The sequence below is a fragment of the Streptomyces sp. NPDC020807 genome (assembly GCF_040641575.1).
In the GTDB taxonomy this organism is placed as follows: Bacteria; Actinomycetota; Actinomycetes; order Streptomycetales; family Streptomycetaceae; genus Streptomyces.
In genome coordinates, this window is the sequence record NZ_JBFADU010000060.1 from 1 (window position 1) to 1,289 (window position 1,289).

The window sequence follows — 1,289 nt, forward strand, 5'->3', positions numbered from 1 at the left end:
CACACCCCCCTCACCGAAGCCCTCCGCACCACCCACACCCACACCGCCCTCCGCGGCACCCACCACCACACCCCCGCACTCACCCCCACCAGCGATCCCACGTCCACCGTGCCGGTCCGGCTGGTGCTGGAGGAGTACGGCTCTCCGGAGTACCTGCGGGCCGTCCCGATGGAGCGGCGCGAGCCGCTGGCCGGCGAGGTCGAGATCGAGGTGGGAGCCGCCGGGCTCAACTTCCGCGACGTCCTCGTCTCGATGGGCATGATGCGGGAGCACTACGCCACGGCGTACGGCATGGACGAGGCCGGGGACATCCCGCTCGGCTTCGAGTGCGCGGGTGTCGTCACGGCCGTGGGCCCCGACGTCACGGGACTCTCCGTCGGTGACGCGGTCATGGCGATGACCGAGGGCGGCTTCGCCGACTACGTCACCGTACGGGCGGGACAGGTCGCGCCCCTGCCCGAGGGCCTCACCGTGGCCGAAGGCGCCACGGTCCCCCTGGCGTTCCTCACCGCGCACTACGCGCTGAACAGGCTGGCCGGCCTCCGTCGCGGCGAGCGGGTGCTGATCCACGCGGCCTCCGGTGGCGTGGGCAGTGCCGCCGTCCAGATCGCGCGTGCCGCGGGGGCCGAGGTCATCGCCACCGCGAGCGCGGCGAAGCGGGACGCGGTGCGCGCCATGGGCGTCACCCACGTGTTCGACTCGCGCAGCACGTCGTTCGCCGACGACATCGCGGCAGCCACCGCGGGCCAGGGCGTCGACGTCGTACTGAACAGCCTGAACGGGGACTTCATCCCCGCGAGCCTGTCCGTCCTGGCCAAGGGCGGGCGGTTCGTCGAGATGGGCAAGCTGGGCATCTGGCCGGTGGAACGGATGCGGCGGGAACGGCCCGACGCCGCGTACTTCCCGTTCGACCTCGGGGACGACGCGGAGCTGGACGCCACCCTGATCCCGGGGCTCTTCGAGGAGCTGCGCACGCTCTTCGCCGCGGGCTCGCTGCGGCCGCTGCCCCTGACCGTCTACGCGCGCCACGAGGCGACGCAGGCCTACCAGCACATGCAGCACACCAAGCACATCGGCAAGATCGTCCTGCGCTTCGACCGGTCGGTGGTCCTGTCCCCGGACGCCTCCTACCTGGTCACCGGCGGTCTCGGCGGCCTCGGCCTGCGCGTCGGCGAACGCCTCGCCGAAGAGGGCGCGGGCCACATCGTCCTGGCCGGCCGCAGGGCCGAACCCACGGACGACGTACGCCGATCCGTCGCCGTCATGGAAGGCTTCGGAGCCCGGGTCCA

The 1,289-nt window shown here is 72.6% G+C and carries 1 protein-coding gene; it reads left to right on the top strand.

Going from position 1 to position 1,289, the window contains the following annotated elements:
* Positions 1 to 1,289: MDR/SDR family oxidoreductase (locus AB0G79_RS33305; RefSeq protein ID WP_360813229.1), on the top strand; the 1,289-nt coding region annotated here is incomplete at both ends.